At 42.1% G+C, this 26,665-nt stretch carries 23 protein-coding genes; 9 read left to right on the top strand and 14 right to left on the bottom strand.

Translation table 11 applies throughout. The features are described from left to right. The first annotated feature begins 192 nt into the window (after positions 1-192). A complete protein-coding gene (gene ruvC / locus C3Y93_RS01475) occupies positions 193-738 on the top strand; it encodes a crossover junction endodeoxyribonuclease RuvC (RefSeq protein ID WP_104851866.1) in 546 nt (181 codons plus the stop codon). A 24-nt stretch (positions 739-762) separates the two neighbouring features. Here ruvC and C3Y93_RS01470 read toward each other — a convergent pair whose 3' ends face one another. After that, the gene (locus C3Y93_RS01470; protein WP_104851865.1) at positions 763-2,283 is read right to left on the bottom strand and encodes an NAD(P)H-hydrate dehydratase; all 1,521 of its coding nucleotides are present in this window, start codon (positions 2,281-2,283) and stop codon (positions 763-765) included. A 21-nt stretch (positions 2,284-2,304) separates the two neighbouring features. Between C3Y93_RS01470 and queG the strand changes: the two genes are divergently transcribed. Beyond that, positions 2,305-3,405: a tRNA epoxyqueuosine(34) reductase QueG gene (gene queG, locus C3Y93_RS01465; RefSeq protein WP_104851864.1), complete on the top strand. Its 1,101-nt coding sequence runs from the start codon at positions 2,305-2,307 to the stop codon at positions 3,403-3,405. A 288-nt stretch (positions 3,406-3,693) separates the two neighbouring features. Beyond that, entirely contained in the window at positions 3,694-4,686 is a 993-nt protein-coding gene (bioB, locus tag C3Y93_RS01460; RefSeq protein WP_104851863.1) for a biotin synthase BioB, read from the top strand. Positions 4,687-4,771: 85 nt separating this feature from the next. Here bioB and C3Y93_RS01455 read toward each other — a convergent pair whose 3' ends face one another. The 6 genes from C3Y93_RS01455 to C3Y93_RS01430 form a co-directional block, all read right to left on the bottom strand. Then, positions 4,772-4,981 carry a hypothetical protein gene (locus tag C3Y93_RS01455; RefSeq protein WP_004976903.1) on the bottom strand — a complete coding sequence of 70 codons (210 nt, stop codon included), beginning with the start codon at positions 4,979-4,981 and terminating at the stop codon, positions 4,772-4,774. A gap of 665 nt (positions 4,982-5,646) precedes the next feature. Further along, positions 5,647-6,390 carry an adenosylcobinamide-GDP ribazoletransferase gene (locus C3Y93_RS01450; protein ID WP_104851862.1) on the bottom strand — a complete coding sequence of 248 codons (744 nt, stop codon included), beginning with the start codon at positions 6,388-6,390 and terminating at the stop codon, positions 5,647-5,649. Beyond that, positions 6,387-6,992, bottom strand: a complete 606-nt coding sequence (locus tag C3Y93_RS01445) for a histidine phosphatase family protein (protein ID WP_104851861.1) — start codon at positions 6,990-6,992, stop codon at positions 6,387-6,389. The genes C3Y93_RS01450 and C3Y93_RS01445 overlap by 4 nt, the downstream gene beginning before the upstream one ends. Next, positions 6,989-8,047, bottom strand: a complete 1,059-nt coding sequence (gene cobT, locus C3Y93_RS01440) for a nicotinate-nucleotide--dimethylbenzimidazole phosphoribosyltransferase (RefSeq protein ID WP_104851860.1) — start codon at positions 8,045-8,047, stop codon at positions 6,989-6,991. The genes C3Y93_RS01445 and cobT overlap by 4 nt, the downstream gene beginning before the upstream one ends. Further along, on the bottom strand, positions 8,044-8,565 hold the full coding sequence (gene cobU / locus C3Y93_RS01435) for a bifunctional adenosylcobinamide kinase/adenosylcobinamide-phosphate guanylyltransferase (RefSeq protein ID WP_096901203.1): 522 nt from the start codon (positions 8,563-8,565) through the stop codon (positions 8,044-8,046). The genes cobT and cobU overlap by 4 nt, the downstream gene beginning before the upstream one ends. Then, the gene (locus C3Y93_RS01430) at positions 8,562-9,188 is read right to left on the bottom strand and encodes a 2'-5' RNA ligase family protein (protein WP_096901204.1); all 627 of its coding nucleotides are present in this window, start codon (positions 9,186-9,188) and stop codon (positions 8,562-8,564) included. The genes cobU and C3Y93_RS01430 overlap by 4 nt, the downstream gene beginning before the upstream one ends. Before the next feature lie 279 nt (positions 9,189-9,467). Between C3Y93_RS01430 and tehB the strand changes: the two genes are divergently transcribed. Further along, on the top strand, positions 9,468-10,334 hold the full coding sequence (tehB, locus tag C3Y93_RS01425) for an SAM-dependent methyltransferase TehB (RefSeq protein ID WP_104851859.1): 867 nt from the start codon (positions 9,468-9,470) through the stop codon (positions 10,332-10,334). Between the two features lie 135 nt (positions 10,335-10,469). Beyond that, on the top strand, positions 10,470-10,901 hold the full coding sequence (locus C3Y93_RS01420) for a PPC domain-containing protein (protein ID WP_004976922.1): 432 nt from the start codon (positions 10,470-10,472) through the stop codon (positions 10,899-10,901). 237 nt (positions 10,902-11,138) lie between these two features. Here C3Y93_RS01420 and C3Y93_RS01415 read toward each other — a convergent pair whose 3' ends face one another. Both C3Y93_RS01415 and C3Y93_RS01410 read right to left on the bottom strand, forming a co-directional pair. Continuing rightward, positions 11,139-11,753, bottom strand: a complete 615-nt coding sequence (locus C3Y93_RS01415) for a MarC family protein (protein ID WP_004976930.1) — start codon at positions 11,751-11,753, stop codon at positions 11,139-11,141. A gap of 12 nt (positions 11,754-11,765) precedes the next feature. Then, entirely contained in the window at positions 11,766-13,826 is a 2,061-nt protein-coding gene (locus tag C3Y93_RS01410) for a choline transporter (protein WP_004976932.1), read from the bottom strand. A 554-nt stretch (positions 13,827-14,380) separates the two neighbouring features. Here C3Y93_RS01410 and betI point away from each other — a divergent pair. The 3 genes from betI to betA all read left to right on the top strand — a co-directional run bounded on the left by betI (position 14,381) and on the right by betA (position 18,237). Then, entirely contained in the window at positions 14,381-15,007 is a 627-nt protein-coding gene (gene betI, locus C3Y93_RS01405) for a transcriptional regulator BetI (protein ID WP_004976938.1), read from the top strand. Continuing rightward, positions 15,000-16,472 carry a betaine-aldehyde dehydrogenase gene (gene betB, locus C3Y93_RS01400; protein WP_104851858.1) on the top strand — a complete coding sequence of 491 codons (1,473 nt, stop codon included), beginning with the start codon at positions 15,000-15,002 and terminating at the stop codon, positions 16,470-16,472. Before betI ends, betB begins: the two co-directional genes overlap by 8 nt. Before the next feature lie 106 nt (positions 16,473-16,578). Next, positions 16,579-18,237 carry a choline dehydrogenase gene (betA, locus tag C3Y93_RS01395; RefSeq protein ID WP_104851857.1) on the top strand — a complete coding sequence of 553 codons (1,659 nt, stop codon included), beginning with the start codon at positions 16,579-16,581 and terminating at the stop codon, positions 18,235-18,237. A gap of 71 nt (positions 18,238-18,308) precedes the next feature. Here betA and C3Y93_RS01390 read toward each other — a convergent pair whose 3' ends face one another. From C3Y93_RS01390 to C3Y93_RS01370, 5 genes are all read right to left on the bottom strand, one after another. Next, positions 18,309-21,455: an efflux RND transporter permease subunit gene (locus tag C3Y93_RS01390; RefSeq protein ID WP_104851856.1), complete on the bottom strand. Its 3,147-nt coding sequence runs from the start codon at positions 21,453-21,455 to the stop codon at positions 18,309-18,311. After that, positions 21,445-22,680 (bottom strand): efflux RND transporter periplasmic adaptor subunit, encoded by a 1,236-nt coding sequence (locus C3Y93_RS01385; RefSeq protein ID WP_104851855.1) that lies wholly within the window; start codon positions 22,678-22,680, stop codon positions 21,445-21,447. The genes C3Y93_RS01390 and C3Y93_RS01385 overlap by 11 nt, the downstream gene beginning before the upstream one ends. Before the next feature lies 1 nt (position 22,681). Then, positions 22,682-24,004 carry a TolC family protein gene (locus C3Y93_RS01380; RefSeq protein WP_104851854.1) on the bottom strand — a complete coding sequence of 441 codons (1,323 nt, stop codon included), beginning with the start codon at positions 24,002-24,004 and terminating at the stop codon, positions 22,682-22,684. A 47-nt stretch (positions 24,005-24,051) separates the two neighbouring features. Continuing rightward, positions 24,052-24,480: a cation efflux protein, CzcI-like gene (locus tag C3Y93_RS01375; protein WP_004693170.1), complete on the bottom strand. Its 429-nt coding sequence runs from the start codon at positions 24,478-24,480 to the stop codon at positions 24,052-24,054. Positions 24,481-24,545: 65 nt separating this feature from the next. Continuing rightward, positions 24,546-25,454, bottom strand: a complete 909-nt coding sequence (locus C3Y93_RS01370; protein ID WP_004693172.1) for a cation diffusion facilitator family transporter — start codon at positions 25,452-25,454, stop codon at positions 24,546-24,548. A 535-nt stretch (positions 25,455-25,989) separates the two neighbouring features. On the opposite strand from C3Y93_RS01370, the gene ribA reads away from it, so the two are divergent. Continuing rightward, positions 25,990-26,592 carry a GTP cyclohydrolase II gene (gene ribA, locus C3Y93_RS01360; RefSeq protein ID WP_004976959.1) on the top strand — a complete coding sequence of 201 codons (603 nt, stop codon included), beginning with the start codon at positions 25,990-25,992 and terminating at the stop codon, positions 26,590-26,592. Positions 26,593-26,665 lie beyond the last annotated feature (73 nt).

Below are 26,665 nucleotides of genomic sequence, written 5' to 3'. Positions count from 1 at the left end.
TCATTTGCTACCGTATATAAAATATACGCCTCAAAACTTAAAATAAAATGAAGTCCAAAATTGAAAATATGGCAAAGGATACATGCTAATTGTTTAAACGGCAGCTTACTGACCGAATGTTTTGAAATTACTCCACACAAAAGAGATTTAAACTCCTATAATTCAACTTGATGTAATTTTTTAAGGCTTGGCATGTCACTTATTATTGGAATCGACCCTGGTTCTCGTCTAACGGGCTACGGCATTATTGAACGTGATGGCGCTAAATTACGTTTTGTAGATGCAGGAACCATTCGCACCGAAACCAGTGAAATGCCCGAACGCTTAAAACGGATTTTTGCAGGGATTGAACGGATTGTGAAATTTCACGGCCCGACTGAAGCAGCAGTTGAACAAGTGTTTATGGCGCAAAACCCAGACTCTGCCTTAAAATTGGGACAGGCTCGCGGGGCAGCGATTGCCGCTTTGGTAAATTTAGATTTACAAGTGGCGGAATATACCGCTCGTCAAATTAAACAATCTGTCGTGGGTTATGGCGCTGCCGATAAAGAACAAGTACAAATGATGGTCATGAAATTATTAAATCTATCCATCAAACCACAACAAGATGCTGCCGATGCTTTGGCTGCTGCAATTTGCCATGCTCATGCATCGGGCAGTATGACCAAATTGGCTGTGCTCAATGCCTTGGGTGGTATGGCACGCGGACGTAGTCGTTCAAGCTTCAGACGTCGCTAAATCAGCATCGCCATCGCTTATATTTTACCGATTCACAACCTGATAAATCGCTTGGCTCATGTGCTGTGCCTGTAAACCGCGCATGCCCTGCTGTGCCAATACATCCCCCGCCAAGGCATGTAACATGACAATTTCATGCAATTGAATTTTATGATGAAACTGGGCTTTTAAACTGGCAATCATGCCTGCCAACACATCGCCCATACCACCTGTACCCATACCAGGATTGCCTGCGGTACAAATCCACAATGAACTTGCTTGCGGTTCTGTAGATGCAGCTTGCAAAGTCAAACTACCTGAACCTTTTAACACCCAATCGCCTGCATAGCGTTGCTGCAATTGCTGAATCGCGGCAATACGGTCTGCTTCAATGGCTGCAACCGTAGTATTGAGCAAGGTCGCAGCCTCACCTGAATGTGGTGTGGCATAACTGTTCGGTTTTAGTTGGGCTGGATGATGCGATGAATGCGCTTGTTTCGCCAAAAACCACAAGGCATCGGCATCGTAAACTACTTCTACCTCGGACTGATTTAGTGCGGCAAACCAGTCTGCATAATGCTGTTCTGCCCAAGCATCTCGTCCTAGTCCCATCCCTAAACTCACGGCATCGACCTGTGAAATTAAGTGCTGAATTTCTGCGCCTGTCAGTGCGTCTATATCCCGCAACATTAAATTCGGCGCACGGCTTAATATCGCCACATGATGTTTGGCATGACAGACCACAGTCACTTTCCCTGCACCTGCGCTTGATGCGGCTTCTGCAGCCATCATCACCGCACCACCCATTTGCGCATGTCCGCCCACAATCAACACATGCCCATAACTGCCTTTGTGTCCAAAAGCCTGCCGTGCGGGTAATTGAATCAAATGTGGTGTGAGTTGGGCCAACGCTTTGAGTTCTGCATCGGCTGGAATCAAATCCAGCACATCGACCAGTCCAGTATATTCCTGTGCCTGCCCTGTAAATAACCCTGCTTTCAAACCCAAAGCTGTAAAGGTGTAATCGGCTTTAATTGCACATGGCAATGGCTGCCCCGTGTTGGCATTTAAACCGCTTGGAATATCAACCGCAATTTTTAAACCCGCTTGTTGATTCATTGCGTGAATAAGCGACTGCCACTCATCATTTAAAGGACGATCTAAACCAATACCAAATAATGCATCAATATAGCAGTCATAACTTTGTTGAAATGCAAAACCTTGAATTATATTGACTTGTTCTGTCTGAGCTTCTAAAAAAGCCTGATGTAAATCTGCCGATGAACCGCGTGTTGCGGCATAAATATCGACTTGAAAACCTGCTTGTTTTAAATATTTTGCAGTTAAATAGCCATCGCCTGCGTTATTGCCTTGTCCACAACACACAGCAATTTTTTGTATTGTAGATGGCTGTTTTGCAAAAATTTTGCGAATTTGTAAATGCAGTGTCCACGCCACTTGCTGCATTAAACCGTAAGAACTATTTTGACGGGCAAACCAGCGCTGCTCCCACGCTTGAATACTTTGACTATGATAAACAGGGCTATGGTACACTTGCTGCGGCATTTTCTTCCCTTCTATTTTGTTATGGCAACATCCACCACTTCAGCACATATTTCTCTGCATCAAGACGATCCAGCCGCCTTGAAAGCGTGGATTAAAGCTCAAGCTTTGGCGCTTGGTTTTGCTGATTGTGTCATTGCCAAACCAGATGCTCAAGCAGAATTAGCACGTTTTCAGGAATATTTAAAACGTGGCTATCATGGCGATATGAAGTTTCTAGAAGAAAATTTAGACAAGCGCGCTAATCCCACACTGTTAGTCCCGAATACAAAAAGTATTATTTGTGTGCGGATGAATTATTTGGTGGAAACACCACGTCCACGACACATTCCCGATGCACCTAACTCTGCAATTATTGCCCGTTATGCACGTGGGCGCGATTATCACAAAGTCATGCGCGGACGCCTAAAAACTCTTGCCACCCGTATTCGTGAAAAAGTGGGGAATTTTGAATCACGCCCCTTTGCGGACTCAGCCCCGATTTTTGAAAAGTCACTGGCAGAAAGTGCTGGTATGGGTTGGACAGGTAAACATACCTTACTGATTCATAAAAAATCTGGATCTTTTTTTGTATTGGGCGAGTTGTTTACTTCACTAGATTTGCCTTTTGATCCGCCTGCAACCTCGCATTGCGGTTCTTGCACAGCCTGCATCGACATTTGTCCAACGCAGGCCATTGTTGAACCTTATATGTTGGATGCGCGTAAATGTATTGCTTATTTGACCATTGAATATCAGGGTATTATTCCTGAAGAATTACGTCGTGGTATTGGTAATCGGGTGTTTGGTTGTGATGATTGCCAACTGATTTGTCCGTGGAATAGCTTTGCACAAGTCACTACGGTGGAGGATTTTCACCCTCGACATGCCTTAGATCAAGTCAGCTTGCTAGATTTATGGCAATGGGATGAAAGCACGTTTTTAGCCAAAACTGAAGGTAGTCCATTGCGTCGTACAGGCTATCAAAGTTTTATGCGTAATATTGCAATCGGGGTTGGAAATGCCCCATTTTCAGCACAGATTTTGCAAACTTTGCAGCAAACGCGAGCACAGCATGATGAGATTGTGCAAATCCATATTGATTGGGCGATTCAGGAACAATTGCTTAAACAGCCTAAAATTTAAACAAAAACTACCACCCAAATGGTACGATATTTTGGCTGCAGGTTACTTGCCAATTTATGCAGTTAACTGAATTTTAGTGACCAATTCATTGCAAAATAAAAATGCTTAAAAATAAATTTTGCAGCGAAATAGTATTAAAATTGCTTAAGTTTGCAACCAAATCGACTGCATATTTTTGTTTCCATACTGTCGAATATTAGCCATGAAATTGGGAGATTATGCCTTTCTGATTCCAACTATTTGTGTATGATACAGACTATGAATAATAGGGATGATGGACTTTTACTTATGTCAGTACGCAATGATTGGACTCGGGAAGAAATTCAGCAGTTATATGAACAGCCTTTTCTGGATTTAGTCTTTGAAGCACAACGTGTGCATCGCCAACATTTTGCTGCCAATACCGTACAAGTCAGTACCTTATTGTCTATTAAAACAGGCAAATGCCCTGAAGATTGCAAATATTGCTCGCAGTCTGCGCATTATGATTCACAGCTTGAAGCTGAAAAACGTATTGCAGTGGATAAAGTCATTCAAGAAGCTAAAGAAGCCTTAGCATCAGGTTCTTCACGCTTTTGTATGGGTGCTGCATGGCGTAATCCGCATGAACGCGATATGCCGTATGTTTTAGAAATGGTACGTGAAGTCAAAGCATTGGGCTTAGAAACTTGCATGACTTTAGGGATGTTGAATCAATCTCAAGCAGAACGCTTAAAAGATGCAGGTTTGGATTATTACAACCACAACCTAGACACATCGCGTGAGTATTATCCCAATGTGATTAGTACTCGCAGCTTTGATGACCGCTTAAATACTTTAGATATTGTGCGTCAAACAGGTATGAAAGTGTGTAGTGGCGGTATTGTCGGTTTAGGTGAAGATACCCAAGACCGTATTGGTTTGTTACATGAATTGGCGACTTTACCGTTACACCCTGAATCTGTGCCAATCAATATGTTAGTTCCGATTGAAGGTACACCACTGGCTGAAGTCGAAAAGCTAGATGTGATTGAATGGATTCGTACTATTGCAGTTGCACGTATTATCATGCCAAACAGCTATATTCGTTTGTCTGCAGGGCGTGAATCGTTGTCTGATTCAGATCAGGCATTGGCATTTATGGCAGGTGCGAACTCGTTATTCTCAGGTGAAAAACTTTTAACTACACCAAACGCAGGCGAAGGCAAAGACAAACAATTGTTCCAAAAGTTAGGCTTAGTGCCTGAACGTGCTAAACCAACGGTTTCTGAATTGTCGGTAGATGCGATGGCAATGGCTTAAAGTTTTAGCATCCATCCAAATGTACAAAGTCCCGCAAAGGGACTTTGTTTTTTATGCAGCAAAATAAGTTTATGCGGCAATGCTTTTAAGAGGTGATTAAAATTCCGTAACTGGCATTTAAATACTGCCCTGTTTTAATAATATCTACCCCGTTGGCATGTTCTACCGTCAGTTGTTGCTGAATCGCATCATAATAAAACCGATCATAACAGTCCTGATGATGCAGCAACCACGTCAAAGTATCTGCTAGATTGTCATCTACAATATACGTTTTTTCTTGAAAGTTTTTAGCCATAAATACGGTCAGTTCAATATTTCTAGGTACTGGATTTTAAGCGGAATACCTTGTGGGATAAAGTGTGCGGAGGATAGAAAATTTAATTGTGCACTTGTATAAATCAAACTTCGTACAGCATGAGAAGTCTCCCCACCAAAAGAGGTGGGAATGATATATGTAGTTTTGAAGATGGATAAGTGCAGTCTAATCTATACATGCAGGCAAGACTAAGCAAAATATTCAGGCTATTAGCCTAAAATAAAAAAGTGAGTCATAAAGACTCACTTGGTTTTAATACAGATTCAATACTTAACATTATTGTGTCTTAGAATCCCCACACTTACGACACTCTAAATGCGCCCCGATTTCTTCCATTGCGTCATATTCATAAATATGGATACAGAAAATTTGCTTTAACAGTTTGATCATAAATGACATTCCTTTTGATTTTTATACATCACGTTTGTGATCTCATCCTGAGATACAAATGCCATCAAGGCTGATTGACATAAACTACTATTATCATATTTAAAAAAAATAGCAAATCTAATTTAGGAACTTTCCGACAAATGACAAATTCATCTGCATACTTGCTGAAATTGAGTGCATAAATAGCTGTAAATTCATTCGCTTATATTATTTCAATTTTCAGCGCGCTTGAAACAAGAAAAACTGCTTAAAAGCTAATTTATTAAAAACCAAAGAATCGCAATAGCCAATAACATCATGCTTTCTGTTATTTCAATACTCGCACCAACGGTATCGCCCGTAATTCCACCTAAACGTTGCATAAACTTGTATCGCAAATACAAAGTGCTGAGAATAAAAGTCAGAACAGCCACCAAGCCCATCCATCCCCAAAACACCGTAGCAAACAAGATCAATGCAATCACAATTTTTGTGCCTGTTTTAGGCAAATGTGCCTGAATAGCAGTGCCTAAACCATTGGCACGTAAATAAGGCGTGCTTAAAAATAAAATCAAAGCACTTAACCGTCCCAATACGGGTACAAACAGCAAAAAGGCAAAATACTGTTGTTCAAGCAGTACATATAGCGCAGACCATTTTAATAAGCAGCAGATCAGTAAGCTCAACACTCCAACCGGGCCACTGCTTGGGTCTTTCATGATGCTTAAGCTACGTTCAGAATCGCCAAAACCGCCGACCCATGCATCGGCAGTATCCGCCAATCCATCTAAATGTAAACCACCTGTCAGCCAAATCCAGAGTACTAAAATTAAGCTGCTACTGAGCACCAAAGGCAGGAATTGCAATAGATGCGCCATTCCCCACAACACAGCCCCGATTAATAAGCCAACGAGCGGATAAAACAACAGTGATTGCGCATTTTGCACTGCAGTTGGTATCTGTTTTAAAGAAACAGGAAACGTGCTCAGAAATTGCAAGGCAATCCAAAAAGGTGTCATGTTTGCCCCTGCATGTGAATCTTGCCATTAGGATGTAACTGGAATGAACTCAATTGCCCCAACGCTGCAGACATTTTTAAAATATCGTCTAAAGGTTGTTTCTGCGCCAATACTTTGAGCAATTTAATTACCCCGCCATGCGTGACCAATAACACACGTTTAGGTTGTTGCTCGAGTTGTTGTAAATATTGGTTGAGATCGGACAGACCTTGCAAAACGCGCTGCTGAAAATTTAGCAAAGATTCTGCTTGTGGCGGACTAAATTGGGTCGGTGTCATCCAAAATTTAGCTAAATCTTCAGGGTATTGTTCATATAAGGTTTGAGTGGAAATAGCTTCCCATGCACCAAAATGCATTTCCTGAAATTGTGCATCAATATACAGTGGCAATTGCTGTGCTTGCGCAAAGGTCTGAGCAACCTGCAGACAACGCTGTAAAGGTGAACTTGCCACAACATCCCATCGCTGTCCTGTAGCTATTGCCGTGTTTAAAGTCTGCTGCATGTCTTGCCAACCTTTTAAAGTCAAAGCATCATCGGTTGAGCCACGCAAAGTATGACCCAATTCTGTTTCGCCATGTCTTAATAGGTCTAGCATGATCATAAAGATACTTTCTCACCAATAACCGCAGCTTCGGCAAAAGTCGCCATTTGATTATGCAAGGCACAGGCCAGTTGGATAATGCCCAATGCCGCGCCCGCACCGCTGCCCTCACCTAAGCGTAAATTTAGATGCAGCAAGGCTTGTGCACCTAATGCTTCTAATAAGCGACGATGTCCATATTCAGCCGATTGATGCCCAAACAACATCCATTCTCGGACTTGAGGATTTAAACGCACTGCAACTAATGCAGCAGCACTGCTGATAAAACCATCCACCACCATCGGCAAGCCCAACTGCGCACAGCGAATATACGCGCCCACCATTGCGGCAACTTCCAACCCACCAACTGCACATAAGGCTTTAAAAGCATCATGTTGTACATAGTCCTGATGTAGGGCTAAAGCAGCATCAATCACCTGTTTTTTATGTTGCAATTGTGCAGTGTCAATTCCTGTGCCTACACCAGTCAAAGCTTCCGCAGGTTCTTGTAATAAAAAGCAAGATAAGGCTGATGCCGAACAGGTATTTCCAATGCCCATTTCACCTGCCACATAAATCGAAGCCTGCTGTGATATGGCATCTTCCACACTCTGACGCCCAAGTGCCATCGCATCTGCACATTCTTGTTCAGTCATGGCGCGGGTTTTGGAAAAATTCGCTGTGCCTGCACGAATACAATGCCGCTCTACTCCTGCATATTCGTATGCGTCCCCGACTGAGCCGCAATCGACTACTTGTAAATGCGCCTGATATTGTCGGGCGATGACGCTGATACATGCCCCACCTGTGGCAAAATTTTGTAGCATTTGCCGAGTCACGGCTTGGGGATAGGCGGAAATATTTTCTTCCATCACGCCATGATCGCCTGCGAAAATACATATCCACGGACGTTCAATATTCGGCTGCGTTGTCCCTTGCAAAGCCGCCAGTTGAATCGCAATATTTTCCAATGCTGCCAATGAACCTGTTGGTTTGGTCAATTGAAGTTGTCGTGCAATTGCCTGTTGTTTCATCTGTTCATTTGGCTTTTGACACGCTGCAAACCACCAAGTCATTTCTTCTCTCCTTTTAAAAGCATTGGAAAACCTGCGACACAGAACTGCACTTTGTCTGCAATTTGTCCCAATTGCTGATGTAATCGCCCTGTTTCATCGACAAATTTTCGGGTTATTTCGCCCATCGGTACAACGCCCAAACCTGTTTCATTGCTCACTAAAATAATATCGGCTTGCAACTGAGGTAAAACTTCGAGCAATGCTGAAATTTGTTGTTCGGCAAAGCTTTCTGCAGATTGCATCAACAAATTACTCATCCACAAGGTCAGACAATCTACTAAAATCACAGCATTCGGATGATCCAGCATCTTTAACTGCTCCGCCAAATACAATGGCTCTTCGCACAATTGCCAAGTCTGCGGACGCTGTTGTTGATGATGCTGAATCCGCGCCTGCATTTCTGCATCGCCCGCTTGTGCAGTTGCTACATAAATGACGGATTTGCCAAGTTGCTGCGCGGTTTGCTCAGCCATACGGCTTTTACCCGAACGCGCACCGCCCAAAATAAGTTGAATCACATGTGCTCCAAAGGAAATTGATGCGTGCTAAATAGCTGACCTTGTAAAGTGTGTGCCTGATAATAACCAAAATTTAAATGATGGATATCTAAATCGAAATATTGCACGGGGAGATTTTGAATACGCTGCAAAATCAAATTGGTTGAACACGCTGTTTGATATAAACCCAAAGTAATATGTGGATGATACTGTAAAGCTGCGATTTCAGCCCCGCCTACGCTAAGTGCCTGACGTATACGCGCCAGTTGCTGTGATTGATCTTGCACTTCTACAAATAAAGCACTATCAAAACTATTGATGCCGCCCACTTTCAGTTGAAAAGGCTCTAGTTGCAACTGCTGTAAGGCTTGAACTTGTTGTTGAAATTGTGACTCGAGAAAGTCATCTTCCCAATGCTTTTTTGCTGCATAAAACCCACAAATATATAAGGTGATATGAAACTGGCGAGTGTTTGGGCGAAATAATACATCTGAAAATTGCTGTTTTAATTGTTGTAAATAACATTCTAAAGCTGGATGTTGAACAGCTAAATACCAAAGCACATAACGCTCACGCCCACGATGCCATTCAGGATAATCATGCTGCTGTGTTGGAATAACGTACTGATTGGCTTGAATAAACACGGGATAATTCAATGAATTAAAACAGCTTATGGTAAAACATTCACAACTGAATAGACATGAAAATCATGCAATTTGAGGTGAATATTTTTCAGTTTGGTATTTTAACCATCTACATCATTTAAATAATTTTGATTTTAATGAGATGGATAAAATTCAGAAGATGGCTGAAACAGGTCTGCAATGTTATGCTGAAATGAAGATGATATTTTCTAATCTACACAAGACACTACATTAATGTGAAGTTATATCCCATCAGGATCGGTACAACTGGAGTTTATGATGCAACAAGAATTGATCTGTTATAAGCAACTTCCAATTTGGAATTATGACTCAATTCCACAAGGGTTCAAAAAACAACACAATACCCAAGTCGGCACATGGGCGAAGTTGACTATTTTAAAAGGCGAATTGCATTTTTCGATGCTGCATGAATCTGGTGAAGTACAATCTGAGCATATTTTTTCTGTGGAAAATCAACCACCTTTTATTGAACCACAAGTGTGGCATAAAATTGTATCTGCCAGTGATGATATTGAATGTCAGCTCAGTTTTTATTGTTTGCCTCAAGATTATTTTGTTAAAAAATATAAATTAAGCCCAACACATTCTGAAATTTTAATGGCACTTCCACAGTTAACCGTGGGTAAAGCTTTGGATGTTGGCTGTGGTACAGGCCGAAATGCGCTGTATTTGAGCCAAAACGGTTTTCAGGTGGATGCGTGGGATGTGAACCCAGTGAGTATCCAAAAATTAAATGAAATTATTGCTGCAGAACAGATTTCATCTATTCAAACTGCTGTTCGGGATTTCAATCAGGATGCCACTATTACTGGTGAATATGACTTCATCAACTGTATCGTAGTAATGATGTTTTTGGCGCCTGAAACTATCCCTCCTCTTATTCAGCATATGCAGCAAGCGACCAAACCTCAAGGCTTTAACTTAATTGTTTGCGCGATGAATACTGAAGATTACCCTGTGCAACAGGACTTCCCTTTTAGTTTTAAAGCGGGTGAGTTAAGTGCTTATTATGCTGATTGGGATATTGTGAAATACAATGAAAATGTCGGTGAATTGCACCGTAAAGATGCAGATGGTAATCGAATTAAACAGCGTTTTGCGACATTGTTGGCGAGGAAAAAGTAGAATCACAAAAGAAATTTGAAACAGATGATCTTTTTTAGCTGCTCGCAAACGAGGAGTTGTTTGTCCTAGATACTGCCTAGGATCAAGGGTTCATATGTTATTCTGTAGTGAGGTATACAATTATTAAGGTAACTTATGAAAATAGCGAATACGAAATTACTAGCTGGTGCTTGTATGGCCCTAACTTTAACTATGCTTAGCCCTGCCGTACTTGCAAATGATAACAATGATATACGAAAGATTGTAGTAGTTAACTTTGCAAAAAAAGCTTACTCTGCAAATTATTACGGAAGGATAGATGGATACAAGTATGATTCCTACAAATTTTATGCTAAAAAAGGGCAAAAGTTAAAAGTGAAGTTGACTGGAGGAAATGTTGAAACTTACTTATGGGGTAATCAATTAAAAGACTCCATCAGTCTTGGAGAATATTCTCCAGAGCTTGATGATAATGGTATTTATATTTTACCTGCGTCAGGTGAGTATGAAATTAGAGTATTTCAACCTAGATCACAAGCAAGAAAAGATAAAAAACCTCAATACTGGATGAGTATTAACATCAAATAAAGAATTGCTAGATTCGTTTAAGTTTTAATACAAGGGTTCAAAACTAAGGGTTCAAAACTATTGCCAGTTAAACTGGGGCGTGATTTTTACGTGTATGGAGACTGTAAATAAAACTGTATTTACACAGAATTATTTACACCCTCATCAAATTCTTAAGAAATTTGCATCCTAATCAGAATCATATTTCTGACAATAAAAAACTGTATGAATTGCATTCGGTTTTTTTCTGTGATGAACTTACATCTCTGCAATCACACCTAAAATCCCCGTAATAATCATTTCAATCGCAATAGTACCAATCAGTAACGCAGATAATCGACCTACAATATCCACATAACGGTCTATATATTTGGCATGCTTATACCTGAGATGATCATGCGCAAACTTCATCAAAATCATTAAACTACAGGTTAGCGCCAAGGTGAGGAAAATTACCAGCGCAGCCCCACTAATGGGCAAAGTCATGCCTGTTACCACGGCGGCACTAATCGTCCCCGGTCCAATCATAAAAGGCATAGCAATGGTACCTGCCAAGTGTTCAGGTGCTCCCCGCATCTCACCGATGGTGTCTGCACCTTGAAACACATAGCGATAACCAATCACCAAGAAAATAAGCCCACCAAAGATTTGAAATGCCTCAAACCGCACATTCAAATATTTGCTGAAAATAGCTTCACCACCCCATGCAAACAGCATAAATACCGCATAAGCAATTAAACAGCCTTGAATCAGGGCTTTATTAAACACTTTTGCTTCTGAATTACGAATCATGCCAATCATGTAAATGCTCATCAAAAATGGATTAAGCAATGAAAAGAACAACGCAAAAGCATGTAAATATGAGATATACATGGTGTCCCCTGATTAACTTTGTGGGTCTGGAAATAACGGACGATTTCCAGGACTGATTCGGTTTATATGTAAGAAGGTCATATGTCGTTCGTATCTGTCTAGAATGTCATTAATAACTTGCTCTTTGGTGTAACCAACCAAATCATTACCTTGTGAACCTTCATAAAGATAGGTTTCCAAACGAAAATAAAACCGTTTACCCAACTTACCACGTTCACTAAATGTGGGTGCGATATAACGTACTGGCCAGATTTGATAAACAAAGTTCTGTTCTTCTTCCAGATGAATAATCAAATCTAAATGATATAAAGTTGGATCTTGCTCTAATGCACTTTCCTGCACGTCAATATTCACGCCTCTTTTTTGCATTTCTTCTGCGACGGCCAGCACGGCGGGGCGGCATATTTCATCCAGCATGCGTTTGGTATCGCTGGTTCCAGGATGATGCATAACCCGTGACAAGCGTTTTTTCCAGTTCAGAATATCTACATTACCCACCACAGGTGCTGCATTCAAACTGCTACTGGCTTGTCGATAATCTTCAAGTCTTAAAGATTTATATAAACCTGCCATCACCAAGAACATAACAAAACTAAAAGGCAACCCCATGATAATAGTTGCATTTTGCAAAGCAGTAATCCCATTGGTCATCAACATGGCCAAGGTCAGCAAGCCAATGGCAATAGCCCAAAATACACTGAGCCAGCGTGGTGCATCATGGTCGACATTGGTAAATTGTGTGGTGAAATTCCCTAAGACCAATGCACCTGAGTCGGCTGAAGTCACATAAAATAACAACCCTGTAATGGTTGCGATGCCTGCAATAAAAGGAAAATACGGATATTGAGCCAACAAGTCGTAGAAACCGTGTGCTGGATTGGCAATGACGGTTTGAGCCAATGCCAGATTTCCATCAAAAATCACATTGTATAATGCACTATTTCCGAAAATTGACAGCCACGTTAGGGTAAAAATTAACGGAATGATTAAGGTACCACTGACAAACTCACGAATGGTACGCCCACGAGAAATACGTGCAAGAAAGAGTCCCACAAAAGGTGACCAAGCCACCCACCAAGCCCAGAAGAATAGCGTCCAACTGTTCATCCATTCTTTGGGTTGCTGAAAGGCAAAACTTTCCAAGGTCATACTTGGGAAACGGCTAATGTAATCGCCAATATTTTGCACAAAAGTATTGAGTAAAAATTCTGTATTGCCGAGGAATAAAATAAACAGCATCAAACCCACGGATACATAAATATTCACTTCCGAGAGTATGCGCAGACCTTTATTTACACCTGAAGTCACCGAAATAATGGTCATCACTACAGCAACACCAATTAGGGATGCCTGCATCCACAGATTTTCAGGTAAATCGAACAGTACATGTAAACCGTAATTCAGTTGCACGACACCAATACCGCAGGTGGTCGCAATACCGAAAATCGTCCCGATCACCGCGGCAGTATCCACACTATGTCCAATCGGACCATGAATTTTTTGACCAAAAATCGGATAAAGCGCGGAACGGATGGTGAGTGGCAAATTGTAGCGATAGCTGAAATATCCCAATGCCATGCCTATCAAGGCGTACATGCACCATCCTGTCAGGCCATAATGGAATAAAGTCCAGACCATACTCTGGCGTGCAGCTTCAAAGGTCTGTCCTTCACCTACTGGTGGATGCATATAATGGGATAAAGGTTCAGCGACCGAGAAGAACATCAAATCGATACCAATCCCTGCTGAAAACAGCATGGCAGACCAACTGAGTAAACTAAATTCGGGTTTAGAATGTTTGGGGCCAAGCTTAATATCACCATAGCGTGAACAGGCAATAAAAATCACAAACACCATATACAGTGTGGCAGCCAGTAAATAGTACCAACTGAAGGTGGAACTGACCCATGCCAAAACTGCATTCAGCGTTTGATTGGCGAAGTCATTGAACAAAATGGTGGTAATTGAAAAAATTAAAATAATGAGAGCTGAAATATAAAAGACCACACCATTTAAACGGTCTTTTGGTGCTAATGTTTGATCATCAACTGCTCTTGGATTATCTGTTGCCATACAATCCTCAAGGAAGTAAATATAAGTTGAAAATCTATTTTTAAACTTCTCGCTGTCGAGAGCTTAAAAATCGATAAGTGCTATACGACAGTACTTTTATCTCCGACAAAAATGCTATCTTCGTGTAACCGAATGTTTAGCCAGAATATAAAGATATGTGGCAGTGTAACAAATTCCCTAAATTTGCCCTGCTTACACAACCAATTCCAACATGAGAACGACATAAATAAACTGTTCTTCTCCTTAAACTCAATTTTTGTAGAAGCTTTTAGGTGCTGTATCCGATGTTTCAAGCAAGAACATAAAAAAATGCGCGTACTCTGCCACAGGTTCACCAAAACCAACTACAAATCTATCCATATGATAAATAAGCATTAATACTTAAAAAATTGAGAACAAACTTTGCAAAGCTGCATTCAATTTAAACAACATGATACTTTTAATTGATTGAACGTTCAATCAATTAAAAGTATTATAAAAAAATGCTATGATGTTTTCCATGTCAATAATTGAATCTAACACCTTTAAATCTAAGGTAAATTTTCTGGATTATCATGAATAAACGTAGAGTTAAACCTGAGCATGAACGTCGTGAAGAAATCATTCGCGCAGCCTATGAGGTCATTTACGAGGTGGGTTTATCCAATACCACTATTGCTCAGATTGCAAAAAAAGCCCAACTTTCTACAGGCATTGTGAGTCATTATTTTGGTGATAAGCAGGGTTTGATTGAAAGCTGTATGCGACAAATGCTCTTTGTCTTACGTGAAACTGCGGCAACCTATAAAGCCAAAGTTAGTCAGCCCACACCAGAAAATTTACTTAAGGCAATTATTGATGCCAACTTTGACATCAGTCAGGTGAATCAAACAGCGATGCGTGTCTGGTTAGATTTTTGGTCCGCCAGCATGCACATGCCCGATTTAGGTCGCTTGCAGCGAATAAATGACCAACGTCTTTATTCAAATTTAAAATTTCATTTACTGCAGATGATGCCTAAAGACAAAGCCAGCCATATCGCCAAAGGGCTTGCTGCTTTGATTGATGGTCTTTGGTTACGCGGCAGTTTAAGTGGTCATCAAGCATTTGATCGTGACTTGGCACGTTCTATTGCATACGACTATGTCGATATGCAACTTCGCTTAATACAACAGATACGGCAGGAACAGCAAAATGAATGATGCACAATTACATCAATTGTATATCCATGGACAGTATGTCAATGCCACTAGTGGTAAAACCTTCGATACGATTAACCCTGCTACAGGTCAAATCCTTGCGAGCGTGCAGCAAGCAAGTCAAGCCGATGTAGATGCGGCGGTTAAAAGTGCCCAACAAGGGCAACAAGTTTGGGCCGCCATGACGGCTGTTGAACGGGCACGTATTCTGCTGCGTGCCGTGGATATTTTACGTAAACGTAATGATGAGCTTGCCCGTCTAGAAACGCTCGATACGGGTAAAGCATACAGCGAAACCTCTAGTGTCGATATTGTCACTGGCGCGGATGTTCTCGAATATTATGCAGGTCTTGCAACTGCGATTCAGGGCGAACAAGTACCCCTGCGTGAAAGTAGTTTTTTCTATACCCGTCGCGAACCCTTAGGCGTTGTCGCGGGTATAGGCGCATGGAACTACCCTATTCAAATTGCGCTGTGGAAATCTGCACCTGCCTTAGCTGCGGGGAATGCCATGATTTTCAAACCCAGTGAAATTACGCCACTGACGGCCTTTAAGTTGGCTGAAATTTATACCGAAGCGGGTTTGCCTGCTGGGGTCTTTAACGTGGTTCAAGGGCTTGGACAAGAAGTCGGTCAATGGCTGACTGAACATCCAGAAATTGCCAAAATTTCCTTTACAGGTGGGGTGGAAACAGGCAAAAAAGTCATGTCCAGTGCTGCTGCATCTAGTTTAAAAGAAATTACCATGGAACTCGGCGGCAAGTCTCCACTGATCATTTGCTCTGATGCTCCTCTTGACCGCGCTGCGGACATTGCAGTGATGGCAAATTTCTTTAGTTCGGGTCAGGTGTGCACTAACGGTACGCGTGTCTTTATACCGCGCCACCTAAAAGTCGAGTTTGAACAGGCTGTACTCGAACGTGTTAAACGTATTCGTGTCGGTGACCCAATGTTGGCAGAAACCAATTTTGGTCCGCTCACCAGTTTCCCGCATATGGAAAAAGTCTTGTCTTATATTGAATTGGGCAAACAGCAAGGTGCGACACTTTTAATTGGGGGTGAACGAGCGACCTCTGCGGAACTGACTCAGGGCGCTTATGTCATGCCAACTGTTTTTACAGACTGTCATGACGACATGCGAATTGTACAAGATGAAATATTTGGACCTGTGATGAGTCTTTTGACTTATGACAGCATCGAAGAAGTCATTCAACGTGCTAACCAGACCCCTTATGGTCTAGCAGCAGGGGTTGTAACACAAGATATCTCGCAGGCACACCGCATTATTCACCAACTTGAAGCGGGCATTTGCTGGGTTAACACTTGGGGCGAATCCCCTGCTGAAATGCCTGTCGGGGGCTATAAGCAATCGGGTGTGGGACGTGAAAATGGTTTGTCTACTTTGCAACATTATACCCGCATTAAATCCATTCAAGTCGAATTGGGCGATTATCACAGTATTTTCTAAACGCTAAATACTGACCTTTATTCTTTATTTTTCTGTTTTACATCCTCAACTCAACATGTCGCCACGCTCTAATCGGGCGTGGTACTGCCATAGAAAAAGGATCATTATGCATTCTACTCACTACGATTATATTATTATTGGCGCTGGCTCTGCAGGTAATGTTCTTGCGGCACGTTTAACCGAAGATGCAGATATCTCTGTTTTATTACTAGAAGCTGGCGGACCTGACTACCGACTCGATTTTCGTACCCAAATGCCTGCTGCGTTGGCTTATCCACTGCAAGGGCGACGCTATAACTGGGCTTATTTAACTGACCCCGAACCGCATATGAATAACCGCCGCATGGAATGTGGACGCGGCAAAGGTTTGGGTGGATCTTCACTGATTAATGGCATGTGCTATATCCGTGGCAATGCCATGGACTTAGAACAATGGTCGACTTTAAAAGGTTTAGAAAACTGGAGCTATGCCGATTGCCTGCCTTACTATCGAAAAGCAGAAAGTCGTGATATTGGCGCCAACGACTATCACGGTGATCATGGACCTGTAAGTGTTGCTACACCCAAAGCCAATAATAATGAGCTGTTTCATGCGATGGTAGACGCTGGCGTACAAGCAGGTTATCCACGTACAGATGATTTAAATGGCTATCAACAAGAAGGTTTTGGTCCTATGGATCGAACTGTCACGCCCAATGGTCGACGCGCCAGTACAGCCCGTGGATATCTGGATATGGCAAAGCAGCGCCCCAACTTGACCATCATGACGCATGCCACCACCCATAAAATTATGTTTAGTGGCAAACAAGCAATTGGGGTGGAATACCTGCAAGGTGCTAATCGGCAACAGTTACATCAGGTCTATGCGAATAAAGAAGTTTTGCTCTGTGCAGGTGCAATTGCATCTCCGCAAATTTTACAACGTTCAGGTGTAGGCTCTAGCGAGTTACTGCGTGATCTAGATATTGAAATTGTCCATGATTTACCTGGTGTCGGAGAAAATTTACAAGACCATCTGGAAATGTACCTGCAATATAAATGCACAAAACCTGTTTCGCTCTACCCCGCATTGAAATGGTATAACCAGCCTGCCATTGGTGCCGAATGGTTATTCAATGGAACTGGGATTGGCGCCAGCAACCAATTTGAAGCAGGGGGGTTTATTCGCTCTTCCGATGAATTTTCTTGGCCCAATATTCAGTTTCATTTCCTGCCTGTTGCAATTAACTACAATGGTAGCAACGCAGTCAAAGAACATGGCTTTCAAGCCCACGTCGGTTCTATGCGCTCACCCTCTCGTGGACGCATCAAACTAAAATCTAAAGATCCATTTGAACATCCAAGCATTCTGTTTAACTATATGTCCACAGAGCAAGATTGGCGCGAATTCCGCGATGCTATTCGGATTACACGTGAAATCATGCAACAACCCGCATTAGATCCTTATCGCGGTGAAGAAATTAGTCCAGGTAAACATTTAAGCAGTGATGCAGAATTGGATGACTTCGTACGCAATCATGCTGAAACGGCCTACCACCCTTCTTGTAGCTGCAAAATGGGCGAAGATGAAATGGCCGTGGTCGATGGCCAAGGGCGTGTGCATGGTCTGCACAATTTACGTGTGGTTGATGCATCTATTATGCCGTTAATTATCACAGGGAATTTGAATGCGACAACCATTATGATGGCTGAGAAAATTGCCGATCAAATTCGTGGACTACCAGCACTAGCTCGTTCCGATGCAGGTTTTTATCAAGCCCGTTGATCTGCATAATTTTCTCACACTCAATTATGAGGAGACTATTTTACCTCCTCATACTTCAACTGATTAAGGGATTAAACTTCCGTTTCTTTTTTTGCATTCATCCAACGATACAACACTGGTAATAGTACCAAGGTCAATAACGTCGAAGAAATAATTCCACCAATCACCACGGTCGCCAGTGGACGTTGGACCTCTGCCCCTGTGCCTGTGGCAAGCGCCATTGGGACAAAACCTAAAGACGCTACACAAGCGGTCATTAAAACAGGCCTTAATCGCAAAATCGCTCCCTGCCAAACGGCTTCATGCAGGCGATATTGCTCTCTTAGCTCTTTAATGAAGGTCAACATGACCAAACCATTTAAGACGGCGACGCCAGACAAGGCAATGAAACCAATGCCCGCCGACATTGACAAGGGAATGTCTCTTAACCACAAGAAAAGCACACCGCCAGTTAGAGCAAATGGAACCCCCGTGAACACCAACAAGCTTTCTTTGACGTTATGGAAAACGGCCATCAGCAAAATAAAGATCGTCAGTAACGCCAGTGGAATCACAATTTGCATTCGAGCCTGTGCCGAGGCCAGATTTTCAAATTGACCACCATATTCAATCCAGTAACCACTTGGTAGAGGATACTGCTTAAGCTGACTTTGTACTTCTGTGACAAAAGAACCCAAATCTCGCCCTTCCACATTCGCAGTGACAATCACACGACGTTTGCCATTTTCACGACTGACTTGGTTGATGCCATCCATCATTTTTACAATGGCAATATCAGTGAGCAGAATGCTGCCACCGTTCGGAAGCTGTATAGGCAGTTGTGCAATCCCACTGATACTACGATCTTGCTCACTGAGTCGAATCACAAAGTCAAAACGGCGGTCACCCTGTAGAATTTCACCGACATTTTGTCCGCCAATGCTTGCTGACACATAGTCTTGTATGGTTTTAACACTTAAGCCATATTGAGCTGCTAAACTTTTATCAATTTCCACATTGAGCAAAGGTAAACCCGACGTTTGTTCAACTTTAACGGCGGTACTGCCTGAAACCTGTTGAATCAATTTACTGATTTTTTCAGCTTCCGCATTTAATACTTGCATGTCATCGCCAAAGATTTTGACACCGACATCACTGCGTACACCCGATATTAACTCATTGAAACGCAGTTCAATTGGCTGAGAAAACTCACTGTTGTTACCGGGCAATGTCGCTAAATACGCCTGCATACGGCTACGCAGTTCATCCAATGTTTCTTTCGGGTTTGGCCATGCATCACGGGGTTTTAACATGATATAACCATCTGAAATATTTGGAGGCATCACATCGGTCGCCACTTCAGCCGTGCCTGTTCGCGCAAAAATAGCCTGTATTTCAGGGAATTTCTTCAGAAGTAGCTTTTCCGTATTTTCCTGAATACGAAGTGATTCTTCTAAGCCTGTGCTTGGAGAGCGCAGTTGCTGTACAGCAAAGTCACCTTCACTCAGTTGCGGTGCAAACTCACTGCCGATACGTGTTGCAAGTAATCCCGTCAACACCAATAAGCACAGTGCGAAGGTCAAAACCACCGCTTTATACTGATAGGTACAGTCCAATACTCGCTGATATCGCTCTTTTAGCCACAGCATCCAACGGCTTTCAGTTTCTTTAATGTCACCTTTGACAAAAAGTGCGACAGCCGCAGGTACAAAGCTGATCGACAAAATAATGGCTGCAACGAGTGCAAGTACAACAGTCAAAGCCATTGGGTGGAACATTTTTGCCTCTACACCAGTCAGTGCAAAAATCGGTAAATACACCACTAAAATAATCAGCTGACCAAAAATGAGTGGACGGCGGGCTTGACGCGCTGCCAAAAACACTTCTTTAAAACGTTCCGACTGAGTCAACGGTCGTTTGAGTAACTGCTGGGCATGGGCTAAACGGCGAATACAGTTTTCAACAATTACCACTGCACCGTCGACAATAATCCCGAAATCCAATGCCCCTAAACTCATCAGGTTGGCACTGATGTTCTGCTGTGCCATACCCGTTAAAGTAAACAGCATAGACAGTGGAATCACACAGGCTGTAATTAACGCCGCACGAATATTACCTAAGAATAAAAAGAGGATCACAATCACCAAGATTGCGCCTTCAACCAAGTTCTTTTGCACCGTTTTAATGGCTTTTTCCACCAAAGTCGTGCGGTCATAAACCGTTTCTATTGTGACACCTTGCGGTAAACTGCTTTGCACCTCCTGAATTTTGGCATCTACAGCTTTAGACACCGTTCGACTATTTTCCCCCATCATCATCATAGCGATGCCGAGTACAGTTTCTTCGCCGTTATAGGTTGCTCCTCCTGTTCGGAGGTCATGGTCAATTGAAACCTGCGCAATATCCGCGACACGAATGGGGTTCCCATTTGGGCTGGCAACCGTTGTATTTTCAATGTCTGCAAGACTGTTGAGTGTCCCCGGAACACGGACTGTGAGCTGCTGACCATTTTCCTCAATATAACCAGCGCCACGGTTTTCATTATTTTCCTGTAAAGCAGTTTGTAGTTGGCTTAAGGAAATATTCAACTGTTGCATACGGTTTAAGTCGGGAGCAACCACATAGGTTTTATTAAACCCGCCAATACTGTTGACCTCGGCAACCCCCGCAACACGTTGCAATTGTGGACGAACGATCCAATCTTGGATCTCCCGCAAGTCCATCGCGCTATAAGCCGTACCATCCACTTTTTTGGCATTCGGTTCAGCTTTAATGACCCATTGATAAATTTCACCTAAACCCGTCGAAACTGGTGACATGGTTGGGGAAACATCGCTAGGTAAGTCCGCTTTGACCTCTTGCACCCGTTGATTAATCTGCTGACGTGCCCAATAGATGTCTGTGCCATCCTCAAATACAATAGTGACTTGGGACAAACCATAGCGTGAAATAGATCGAGTCAGCTGTAAATCGGGAATACCAGCCATTGCAGTTTCAATTGGGTAGGTAATCCGCTGCTCAACCTCCAATGCGGTAAAACCATTGGCTTGGGTATTAATTTGTACTTGCGTATTGGTAATATCGGGCACTGCATCGATCGGCAGTTTTTGATAGCTATAAACCCCGACCGCAATCCATGTACAGACAAAGAGCATGACCCAAATTGCATTTTGAATAGAGAACTGAATAATTCGTTCAAACAAACCCTCAGGCTTGGGTAAATCATGATTAGTGTGCATGATCAGCCTCGCCTTTTTCTAATTCAGACTTAAGAACAAAGCTGCCTTGACTGACATAGCGTTGTCCTGCTGTTAGGCCTGAAATCACTTCCACCCATTGAACATCATTTGAAGCTTGCCCAAGTTGAACGGGCTGCGCTTTCAAATGCACTTGTCCTTTTTGTTCCGCGTCGACCACAAATACCGAAGTTTGACCTTCAATGTTTTGAATAGCACTTTTATGGACGCGAAGTGCTGTTTTTGAACTGGTATTGTCTAAAAAGATATTCACTAAAACATTTGGACGTAGTTCAGCCGCTTGGCTTCTTAACTTAGCACGTACCACCAAGCGTCCTGTTTGTGCATCGGCTTGAGAGGTTAAGCTTTGGATAATGGCTTCATATTTTTGTTCAGAAGCATTCGGCTTAAATGTCAGACTCTGATTGGCTTGTAACTGACCTGAGTACTGAGCAGGCAGATTAAACTCAAGCCATAACTCTTTAAATTGTTCAATCACAAAAAGCTGATCGGCCAATTGTACGTTTTCACCCACTACGATATCTTTTTGGCTAATCACACCTGAAATGGGTGCTTTGATGGCAAAACGACCATTTACCCCACCTGTTGCACCTAGGGCGTTTAAGCGGCTTTGCACGGACTGCACAGTAATCTGCGCTTGTCGGTAAGCATTTTCTGCCCGTTGGTAATCCTGCTTGGCAGAAATGCCCTGTGACCATAACTGCTGTTCACGTTGATAATCTTGACGTGCCAAATCCAAACTGGCTTGAGCCATCCGCAAATTGGCCTGTTGATCAATCAGTTCTGGGACGGACAGTACAGCTAAGGTTTGTCCTTTTTGTACGTTTTGACCAAGTTCAACATTCACCTGTTCCACATGCCCACCAAAGTTTGGCGAAATATGTGCTTGCTGATCGGTATTAACCACAAGCTTTCCAGGCAGAACGGTAACTTGAGACACCACGCCTTGTTGAGCTGAAGCGATTTGAATGCCTTGCTCTGTCAGTTGCTGTGCCGTCAGTTGAATTTCACCTTCCTCGGCATGTCCTTTTTCTGCCTCGGGTTCATCAGCATGTTCAGATTCTTCATGTTCTGCATGCGCATGTTCATCAGTGGTTTTATCTTTTGAGCTAAACCAGATCCCTAAAGCGATGAGAAATGTAATGAGGAGCAAAAGCCCAATCATCAATGGCTGTGATATTTTTCCAAGTTGGTTTTTTAGTTGCATATTATTGTGCTCCGCCAAGGATGAGGTCTTGTATTTGTGCGATAGAATTTTTACTGATTTGGCTATAAGCATCTGAACTACTGATCTGTTCGTAGCTAGTACCTAGGCTGAGTGCTTCTGCGCTCAATGCAGTCTGCCAAGCTTGACGTAATAACTGCAACTGCCCAAGGCGTATGCTTTGCAGTTGTGAGTTAGCTTGTTGGATGTCGGTAATGGACAGCTTTCCCGCTTTAAAACCTTGCAGCGTACGTACTTGAACTTGTTCTGCCAAAGTGGTTTGTTGGCTCATCGAACTGAACTGTTTATTTAGTCCTTTGAGCTCATGCATGGCATTGGCGATATCTAAAATCTGCTGTTTTAACTCACGCTGTTGCTGCTGATTCAACAGGCTTTGCTGACGCTGGGCCATCGGAATGCTGTATTGCTGACGGTTAAAAATATTCAGCGGAATATCCACGCCGACACCTAATGTGGTATCGCTACTTTCATTCGGTGCTTGGCTCCGTTTCATGCCGACATTTAAGGTCGGATTGGGACGTGCCTGCACTTTTAAACTTTCAATGTTTAAATTGGACTGTTGAATGTTCAGTGCATATAGCTTTTCCAACCAACCTTCAGCAATATAGCGCTGTACTGTGGCCTCGCTTTGATCTGGCCATGGCATTGAGGTCGCATTGAGTTGAATATCGGCTTTGGTTTCGCCCCAAAGGTTTGAGAGTTGACGCTGTGCTACTTGTTCTGACAGTACCGCTTGTTGGTATAAGCGCTGCATATCCAAACTTTCGATTTGCGCACGTTCATAGTCAACCAAAGCAATACTGCCCGCCTGATAACGTTTTTTGGCACTGTCTAAATTGTTTTGACTCACTTTGAGTTGTGCTGCGTACAGCGATTTTTCAACTTGTGCCAAAGCCAACTGAGACCATGCAAATTTCACCACCAATTGGCTTTGTGCTGTCCACAGTTGTTGTTGTAACTGTCCTTGTTGCTGCGCTGTTTCTGCGAGTTTTTGATTAAGCTTACGCTGTCCAAAAACATCTAAGGGCTGACTGATGGCAATACTGAGCTCTTGATTGGTATTTGAACCCAAACCATCTTGATTGATATTTAAGCTAGGATTTTGCCATAGGCCACTGTTTTTGATGTTCAGCTCTGAAATGCTTTGACGCTGTTGCCCAATGTCGCTTTGGTTTTGATAGCGCTCTACTTTTGCTAAAGCTTCATCTAAAGTCTTGATCGGTTCGGCAAAACTCCATTGCATCGCGGCTGTTGTTATGCCCACAGCAAGGGCTTGGCGTATAAACGCCTTAAATTGATTCGACATGTTTTTTCCCACTAATTTTTAGAAGAAGTGGTGGGAAATGTTTTAGGCTACCCCACCATTAGCGGGGAAAGTTCAGGAGGAGGATGTTGCCCCAATAAATCAGGGGCTTGATAGGCATTGTGCCAAAAAAACTGCGGACGCTCACGAACTTCAAACGCGAGCGGCATTTGATAGTTTATTTCTTTCGGAATAATCAAATGTGCCATTGAAGGCAAATGATCTTGATGGTCTTGATGGTCTTCACCCAATTCAAACTGATCATTTGCCGTTTGAGTATGGCTATCGGCACTGCTTTGCTGGTGTGCCTTATCATCAGACACACACAAGGTGGTTTGATGATGCCCAAAATGAAAATTTTGTTGCGTCACGACTTGAGTTTTTTGTTCTTCATGGACGCAAAAAGCTGCCGCCACGTTCCAAAGACTTTGGAACATGAATAAAGCAACTAAGACGCTAATCCACGTGGTAGAACGCATAATGTCGTACTGAAATAAAGTGACGCTATTGTAAAGCCTAGACTAAGTCTAAGGTCAAGTCTTTTTTAATGACTATGTTCATGTTGGTGTGGATGGCATTCATCTTCTTCAATCTGCAAAGTCACTTGCGTAATCCCATGCTCATGCCCCAATAACTCCACAGCTTGGTGGTATAAAGCTCTCTGATCTACATCAGGTGCAATCAAATGCGCTGTTAAATGCACATTCTTAGAGGTAATGGCCCAAACTTTAAGCTGGTGAATACCTTGTACACCCTCTAAAGCCAGCAAGTCATTGCGTAAAGATTCGATATCAATTTCACTTGGTACACCTTCGAGCAAAATATTGATACTTTGTTTCAGTAGCACCCAAGTTCTAGGTAAGACCCAAAAGCCAATCAACACCGCAATAACGGTATCTACCCACATCCAACCTGTGAAATAAATCACCAGTGCGCCAATGATCACACCCACAGAGCCCAAGGCATCACTGAGCACTTCAAGATAAGCCCCTTTCACATTTAAGCTGTCTTGACTGCTCGACACCAAAATCTTCATTGAAATCAGGTTAATGATTAAACCCAGAACCGCAACAACCAACATACCCAAGCTTTGAATTTCAGGTGGCTGACTAAAACGCTGATAGGCTTCATATAAAATGTAAATGGCTACCACAAACAACATCATGGCATTAAACAAAGCTGCCAAGATTTCAAACCGTTGATAGCCAAAAGTACGTTTATCATCGGCAGGTTTTTGCCCAATTTTGATGGCTGCTAAAGCAATCGCTAAAGCAGCGGCATCGGTAAACATATGCGCTGCATCGGACAGTAAGGCCAAGCTTTGCGTGATAAATCCTGCAACCACTTCCACAATTAAGAAGGTAAACGTCAGGGCAAGTGCGATGGTTAATTTCTTGGCATTTTTTGCAGTCACTTCAACATGACTGTGATCATGGTTATGAGAACCACTCATGTAGGACTCCTTATCATTTTATTTAACGGAATGCTTTAGCATTGAAATCGAAGCTTTTTTTAATTTAAAAATTACTCGATTTAGTATACTCGGTTAAAACAATAAAATCATCTTTCATGTGAATACGTCTTTATTTACGGCGTTTTTTCCCTGTCAAAAAGCTCATGGCCTGCGTATAGCCTGTTGGTGTAATACGCTGTACCAGATCAATTATTTTGGCATCTGTTCGGCTTTGTTGCGCAAAGTTTTCATAACTATATGATTTTAAAAGTTTTGATTATTTTTTGATCCAAAATTAAATTTATTTAAATCAGATGCTTACATATTTATGCAACAAAGCCTGGGCTAACTAAATTTTTTTAGCTTGGTTAGTTATTTTGTCAACTTAATATTTCACAAAAAATTCACTATTAAATACATACTCTTTACTTGGAAGTTAAATGCTGAAATTTATGACTGAAAAAAATTAGCCAATGCTTTCAAGTTAGATTAAGTAAATTGTACCAAATATAAATTTATATAGGTGTATTCTTCAATGGCTATAGAGTTTGTTTCAAAATCAAAACTACCGACTGCATTTGGTGATTTTGAAATTATAGCGTTTCAAGACCAAAGTACTGGTGAAGAACATATCGCTCTTGCTAAAGGCATGGGTACTATTTCTAATCAACCTGTACTCGTTAGAATTCATTCAGAGTGCTTAACAGGTGACGCTTTTGGATCACTCAAATGTGATTGTGGCCCCCAATTACATTCAACCATGAAAATGATTAATGATGCAGGTCAAGGTGTGATCTTATACTTACGCCAAGAAGGTCGCGGCATAGGACTAACCAATAAAATTCGAGCTTACGCACTTCAAGATCAAGGACATGATACTCTTGACGCCAATTTATTATTAAATTTACCAGCAGATGCTCGTAAATATGATATGTGTACCATTATGTTAGATTATTTAAAAATAAAGAATGTAAAACTCATTACAAATAATCCCCTTAAAATTAAATCTTTAACTGATTTAGGAATTAATGTTGTTGAACGTATTCCTTTAAAAGTTGGTTTAAATATCTTTAACAAAGCTTATCTAGAAACAAAGCAAAAACGCATGTCACATCTATATGATAATAGTGATTTTTAAAAGCGATCACTTTTAGAAAATATGCACGTATAAAGCTCCATCTCCCTTTCGGGAGAAGGCCAAGATAAAATAT

Source organism: Acinetobacter sp. SWBY1 (assembly GCF_002946595.1).
In the GTDB taxonomy this organism is placed as follows: domain Bacteria; phylum Pseudomonadota; class Gammaproteobacteria; order Pseudomonadales; family Moraxellaceae; genus Acinetobacter; species Acinetobacter towneri.
This window is presented reverse-complemented; position numbering and strand designations above follow the sequence as displayed.

Coding starts and splice junctions, on each gene's coding strand:
- ruvC (WP_104851866.1), top strand. CDS start 193: ATGTCACTTATTATTGGAATCGACCCTGGTTCTCGTCTAACGGGCTAC.
- C3Y93_RS01470 (WP_104851865.1), bottom strand. CDS start 2,283: ATGCCGCAGCAAGTGTACCATAGCCCTGTTTATCATAGTCAAAGTATT.
- queG (WP_104851864.1), top strand. CDS start 2,305: ATGGCAACATCCACCACTTCAGCACATATTTCTCTGCATCAAGACGAT.
- bioB (WP_104851863.1), top strand. CDS start 3,694: ATGTCAGTACGCAATGATTGGACTCGGGAAGAAATTCAGCAGTTATAT.
- C3Y93_RS01455 (WP_004976903.1), bottom strand. CDS start 4,981: ATGGCTAAAAACTTTCAAGAAAAAACGTATATTGTAGATGACAATCTA.
- C3Y93_RS01450 (WP_104851862.1), bottom strand. CDS start 6,390: ATGACACCTTTTTGGATTGCCTTGCAATTTCTGAGCACGTTTCCTGTT.
- C3Y93_RS01445 (WP_104851861.1), bottom strand. CDS start 6,992: ATGATCATGCTAGACCTATTAAGACATGGCGAAACAGAATTGGGTCAT.
- cobT (WP_104851860.1), bottom strand. CDS start 8,047: ATGACTTGGTGGTTTGCAGCGTGTCAAAAGCCAAATGAACAGATGAAA.
- tehB (WP_104851859.1), top strand. CDS start 9,468: ATGCAACAAGAATTGATCTGTTATAAGCAACTTCCAATTTGGAATTAT.
- C3Y93_RS01420 (WP_004976922.1), top strand. CDS start 10,470: ATGAAAATAGCGAATACGAAATTACTAGCTGGTGCTTGTATGGCCCTA.
- C3Y93_RS01415 (WP_004976930.1), bottom strand. CDS start 11,753: ATGTATATCTCATATTTACATGCTTTTGCGTTGTTCTTTTCATTGCTT.
- C3Y93_RS01410 (WP_004976932.1), bottom strand. CDS start 13,826: ATGGCAACAGATAATCCAAGAGCAGTTGATGATCAAACATTAGCACCA.
- betI (WP_004976938.1), top strand. CDS start 14,381: ATGAATAAACGTAGAGTTAAACCTGAGCATGAACGTCGTGAAGAAATC.
- betB (WP_104851858.1), top strand. CDS start 15,000: ATGAATGATGCACAATTACATCAATTGTATATCCATGGACAGTATGTC.
- betA (WP_104851857.1), top strand. CDS start 16,579: ATGCATTCTACTCACTACGATTATATTATTATTGGCGCTGGCTCTGCA.
- C3Y93_RS01390 (WP_104851856.1), bottom strand. CDS start 21,455: ATGCACACTAATCATGATTTACCCAAGCCTGAGGGTTTGTTTGAACGA.
- C3Y93_RS01385 (WP_104851855.1), bottom strand. CDS start 22,680: ATGCAACTAAAAAACCAACTTGGAAAAATATCACAGCCATTGATGATT.
- C3Y93_RS01380 (WP_104851854.1), bottom strand. CDS start 24,004: ATGTCGAATCAATTTAAGGCGTTTATACGCCAAGCCCTTGCTGTGGGC.
- C3Y93_RS01375 (WP_004693170.1), bottom strand. CDS start 24,480: ATGCGTTCTACCACGTGGATTAGCGTCTTAGTTGCTTTATTCATGTTC.
- C3Y93_RS01370 (WP_004693172.1), bottom strand. CDS start 25,454: ATGAGTGGTTCTCATAACCATGATCACAGTCATGTTGAAGTGACTGCA.
- ribA (WP_004976959.1), top strand. CDS start 25,990: ATGGCTATAGAGTTTGTTTCAAAATCAAAACTACCGACTGCATTTGGT.